This is a genomic window from Pontibacter sp. HJ8, from assembly GCF_054824225.1.
Window position 1 is genome coordinate 1 of record NZ_JSYF01000294.1, and the last position, 4,637, is coordinate 4,637.

6 protein-coding genes are annotated in these 4,637 nt (G+C 48.8%); 3 read left to right on the forward strand and 3 right to left on the reverse strand.

Features of this window, described 5'->3' with window-relative positions; all coding sequences use genetic code 11:
- Nucleotides 1–142: 142 nt before the first annotated feature.
- Nucleotides 143–736 carry a hypothetical protein gene (locus tag OB13_RS13360; RefSeq protein ID WP_461490666.1) on the forward strand — a complete coding sequence of 198 codons (594 nt, stop codon included), beginning with the start codon at nucleotides 143–145 and terminating at the stop codon, nucleotides 734–736.
- A gap of 73 nt (nucleotides 737–809) precedes the next feature.
- Here the strand turns inward: OB13_RS13360 and OB13_RS13365 are convergent, their stop codons facing one another.
- The 3 genes from OB13_RS13365 to parS all read right to left on the reverse strand — a co-directional run bounded on the left by OB13_RS13365 (nucleotide 810) and on the right by parS (nucleotide 3,086).
- Complete coding sequence (locus OB13_RS13365; protein ID WP_461490667.1) at nucleotides 810–2,069, reverse strand: alkaline phosphatase family protein; 1,260 nt, start codon at nucleotides 2,067–2,069, stop codon at nucleotides 810–812.
- A gap of 130 nt (nucleotides 2,070–2,199) precedes the next feature.
- A complete protein-coding gene (locus tag OB13_RS13370) occupies nucleotides 2,200–2,661 on the reverse strand; it encodes an RES family NAD+ phosphorylase (RefSeq protein ID WP_461490668.1) in 462 nt (153 codons plus the stop codon).
- A complete protein-coding gene (gene parS, locus OB13_RS13375) occupies nucleotides 2,658–3,086 on the reverse strand; it encodes a type II RES/Xre toxin-antitoxin system antitoxin (RefSeq protein ID WP_461490669.1) in 429 nt (142 codons plus the stop codon). Before parS ends, OB13_RS13370 begins: the two co-directional genes overlap by 4 nt.
- 205 nt (nucleotides 3,087–3,291) lie before the next feature.
- On the opposite strand from parS, the gene OB13_RS13380 reads away from it, so the two are divergent.
- Nucleotides 3,292–4,005, forward strand: a complete 714-nt coding sequence (locus OB13_RS13380; protein WP_461490670.1) for a tetratricopeptide repeat protein — start codon at nucleotides 3,292–3,294, stop codon at nucleotides 4,003–4,005.
- 89 nt (nucleotides 4,006–4,094) lie between these two features.
- The coding region (locus OB13_RS13385) for a tetratricopeptide repeat protein (protein WP_461490671.1) at nucleotides 4,095–4,637 on the forward strand (543 nt) is incomplete at its 3' end.

Genomic DNA, 4,637 nt, shown 5'->3' on the forward strand with positions numbered 1-4,637 from the left:
CTTTTTCTATCTATAAATAGCTATTAAATAGGCACTTATAAATATAAAGGTAAAACTAACAAAATTATACCTCGTTAGTTATACTATAAATAATCCAATAAATAACAACATAAATTTAAATTTTGTATGGAGGACAATTACCATGAAACAGCTTTTTCTATTAGCAATTCTGCTGATTTCTATAACAACGAGTGCCTTAGCCCAGGATATCACGGTACCTCAGACCACGGCAGCCGTAGCAAGTGATGCGATACAGGAAGGTAACTGGATGGTAGGAGCAAACATCGGAACCTTAGGCTATAATTTCAAGACGGAAACCTTCACACTCGCTTTCGAACCGCGTGCCGGCTATTTTATCAGCGATAATGCGGCTATAGGTGCCCAGGCTCAGGTAGGAGTGCAATTCTTTGACGGGGGCGAAAACTTCAATTACGGCTTTGTTCCTTTTGTCCGCTACTACTTCCCGGAAGGGGCCGCTCCTACACACCGGTGGTTTGGAGAGGGGGTAGCAGGCTTTGCAGGCAGTTCCCTCAAAGACAGCGACGGGGACCGGATCTTTTCATCCGTCCTCGGTTTAAGAGCAGGGTATGCGCATTTTGTAGCCAGCCATGTGGCCCTGGAGGGCACGCTCAACTATACGCGTACCAGTTCGGATATTCTCATTGGTTCTGCTACATCAGGTCTTTCGCTGGGGCTGGCTTTCCAGATCTACCTGCCGGGCAGAGCGAACAGGTAAACGATCAATTTTTGTTTCATAAAAAAAGCGCTCAACTATTGCTGAGCGCTTTTTAAGTTTATACAGTCTTACTTTATTTTATCACTTCTCGGACCAGCTTTTTCTTGCCGTCTATTTTGTGGTTATACCTCAAGCCCAGTAGTTCAGTTACCAGCGGGTATATGTCTATGTTTTCAAAGGAAGGTATTGTCACTCCCTGCCTGAAGGCCGGCCCCCAGGCATAAAACGTAGCATGCATTGCCTTAACTTTGGTTGCGTCGTAGCCATGTGTGCCGGGGCTTGGCGGACGCGTCGAGAAATGGAAAATTTTCGGGGCATCGGTCAGCAGCAGCATATCGCCAATCCGTCTGTAGCGATCGTCTTTTTTGCCATAATGCAGGTGCTTGGGCACATTGGATTTCTTGTATACCTGGTAGCCCTTTGCTTCTTTCTTTAGTTTCTTGTAGGTGCTCTTAATGGCGCTTTTGTCTTTGGCATGCAATTCCACCAGCATACCTGGCCCGGAAACCATAAACTTTGCCGTATCGATGGCAGCTGGCAGCGGATACGTGTCTTTTGTATCGATTTCGATCATCCCATGATCTGATACAAAAACGAAATTGACGGGCAATCCGGTGGTAGCTACGGCATCGGTCAGTTGCCGGATGTGCGCGTCCAGTTCCTGTACCGCTTGCCTGGTTTCGGGCGCATCCGGGCCAAAACGGTGTCCGGCATGATCCACTTCGGGCATGTAAAACGTAATGAGGTGCGGGCGACGGTCTTCCTGCAGGTTCAGCCAGTCTACGACCGTCTGTATCCTCTTTTCCATCGGTATCTGCTCATTGTACTGGTAATGGTAGGTTGGAAGTATACCCTGAATGGGTGCTTCGGAACCTACCCAGAAGAAACTGGCGGATAACATCTGCTGCTGCTCTGCCAGCACCCAGAGCGGCGTGCCGCCATACCAGCTGCCGTCCTCTACTTTGCTGCGGTCCCGCATGCTATAGTGTTCCTTCCGTTGCGGGTCATAAAAGTTATTGTTCACCAGACCGTGATGGGCCGGGTATAATCCGGTCACGATGGTATAATGGTTTGGGAAAGTTTTGGTCGGAAAAGAAGGGATCATGGACTCTGCCTGCACCCCTTTCTGGCGGAGTGCCAGCAGGTTTTTCGCCTGGTATTTGTCCGCATAGTCGTAACGGAACCCATCTGCCGAGATCAGGATCACATACGGCTTTTGTTGTTGTTCCGTGCTGTTGTGCCTGTCTTGGATGACGCGCTGCGTGGTGTCAACCTGGGCATAGGATAATCCATTCCAAAAGAGGAAGGCGGCAAAGAAGAGAAAACGTTTCATGGCAGCGAAGTTAAAGCTATTCCTCTTTTTAAGTCTTACTTTCAGGTTAATAAAAGATGAAGCTATTAACCTGCGTGCGCTGACAGGGCAGATGGCAAAAAGATGAGGTAGATTGAACTTCAGGCGGCAATCATTTTACAAACAGCCGCTCATCAAACTCAAACGGTATTGTGTCGACTACCTGTACCTGACCAAATTCCCTGTGCCTGGGATTGAGGAGATAATTGTACGTTCCCTGCACGGTAGCAGAGGGCACCTTCAGCACCAGGAACTCCGATTGCATTACAAAGTTATCGCCCATCTCCTGGGTGATATTCGGATGGGGAAATGACTTCCAGGTAGCAGGCAGGCTTTCTTCGGAAATCTCGTGTATGGCCACAGTATCCGGTATTTCGATGCGCACGAGGTGGTAATCTTTCGGAACGATACCCAGTGGCATATGCACGGCAACTTCCACGGTGCAGAGGGCGATTGACTCGCTGGTATACAGCATAGCAATTCCTTTGCTGTTCCAGCGCCCCCCGGCCAGTTCAGCGCCTTTCCCGGAAAGATCGTTGCGGTACATTCCCTTGCTGAGGCGGTATACGATCATGCCAGCACGCCATGTTCGATGCGGGTCAGCTCGTCGCGCAGCAGCCCGATACCAAAGGTACTGTCCAGCAATTCCTTGGGCCTGATACTGCCTAATGCGACATTTTTGGCTTCCAGCCAGGCATCGAAATTACTTTTGTCGCCAAATACTTCTATCCCTTTGTTGTAGACCAGCGTGATCTCCAGTATCTTCTCCGAGTGGAGCGGGTCAAATTTGCGCTTCTCCTTCTTGTAGCGTTGAAACGTACGCTCCGAGAGGTGCAGAAAATTGGACCATTCAGTGGTGCTGAAAGGACTTTTGTCGGCAATGTTCTGAAACATCGCATACTTCACCCCTTCCCGTACCGTGCTGATCAGCATGAATACATCCTTATCGTCGATCAGCTTGTAGCTCAGACTATCTTCTACTTTTAATGCTCGTCCCATGCCGGTTTCTTTTAACTAGTCAAATATACGAAAGTTGTCTATAAAATAACGTCAATTGTCGCAAAAAAAGTTTAGTTATTTGCCAGGAAATTAAATTAAGAATCGAGTGCTGGGATGCCCATGGTTGGAGAACGGAAATTGCAAGGCCTTCTGCTGTACTAAGGCAACAAACCCGGCGTTAGTACCCAAAACAATCAGCTTATACATGCGACTACGGATCATGGCAGTCGGGTTAACATTTGCAGGTCTAAGTGCCTGTAATTCCCAGAATGCCATAACTGAAAACAGACAATCTCCCCGACCTGTCATCACCATGGCAGATGTAGTGCCCGTCCCCAAACACACTACCCTTGAGGCAAGGCAACAGCAGCAGCGATTCCTGGTAAACAATACCAAGCGATTCAGAAGCCGCAAGAAGGCGTCTGTTTATTACGTCGCCCAGGCCAAACGGAACTACAAGGAGCAAAAACTCGACTCTGCAGCTTATCTTTTCGGACGCGCCTGGCTCCTGGACAGCACTAACCATACGATACTGTGGGGCTATGGCCTGGTATATGGGCAGCAGAAGCAGTATGACAAAGCGCTGTTTGTGCTCTATAAGGCTTTGGAAAAAGACAAGGCCAATGCCCGCCTGCTAACCGATGTCGCGACCACGCACCTGGGCCGGTTCTACAAAGAGAGTACTCCGGAAGACCTGCTGCAGAGCAAAAAGCTGCTGGAGAAAGCCCTCAGACAAACGCCTGACGCAGCCGATATTTATTATAAGCTGGCCATCAACAGTTACTACCTGCAGGAATACAACAAGGCCTGGAGCTACCTGCACAGGAGCCTCAACAAAGACCAGGGCAAGGCTGATAAGACCTTTATAGCTGCTCTGCTGGAAAAACAACAGGATCCGGAAGGCAAATACGTGCGCTAGATGAGTCAACAGACTTGCTAATTAGTTGTTTAACCTGTATTTTTATAATTCCTAATGACAACCGAGCCATTCAACCTGATCTGTATCACATGAAGAAATTACTAATGGCCGCAGCAGCTCTTTTACTCTGCGCCACCGCCACATTTGCACAGGAGCAGGCTGCCGCGCCGCATCCCAAAGTGTTGCCCATGTTTGGCAACATAGCCCGTACCGAAGCTGAACAGAAGAGCGATGAAAAATTCCTGACCAGTTGCGACAAGAGTTTTACCAGCAGAACAGAGGCAAGCAATTTCTTTATGGAGCGTGGCTGGGAGTATTTTAACGAAGGGCAGATCGATACAGCCGTTTATCGTTTCAACCTGGCCTGGTTACTCAATCCGGACAATGCGAACACCTACTGGGCTTTCGGACTGATTGAGAACAGCAAAGGCAACACGGAAACAGCTATCGGTTTGTACGAGCGCGCCCTGACGTACCAGCCCAAAAACTCCCTCCTGCTATCCGATATCGCAGCATCTTACCTCAAACTCTACAGTGCCGATAAGAAGAAAAAGAATCTGAAGAAAACGGTCGCTTACCTTGACCAGTCCATGGCAGCGGATGCACGCAATGCGTACGCCCTCTTCACCTTG

Bases quoted from the DNA above. Each gene is read 5' to 3' on its own strand.
- OB13_RS13380 (WP_461490670.1), top strand. From the start codon at position 3,292: ATGCGACTACGGATCATGGCAGTCGGGTTAACATTTGCAGGTCTAAGT.
- OB13_RS13365 (WP_461490667.1), bottom strand. From the start codon at position 2,069: ATGAAACGTTTTCTCTTCTTTGCCGCCTTCCTCTTTTGGAATGGATTA.
- OB13_RS13370 (WP_461490668.1), bottom strand. From the start codon at position 2,661: ATGATCGTATACCGCCTCAGCAAGGGAATGTACCGCAACGATCTTTCC.
- OB13_RS13360 (WP_461490666.1), top strand. From the start codon at position 143: ATGAAACAGCTTTTTCTATTAGCAATTCTGCTGATTTCTATAACAACG.
- parS (WP_461490669.1), bottom strand. From the start codon at position 3,086: ATGGGACGAGCATTAAAAGTAGAAGATAGTCTGAGCTACAAGCTGATC.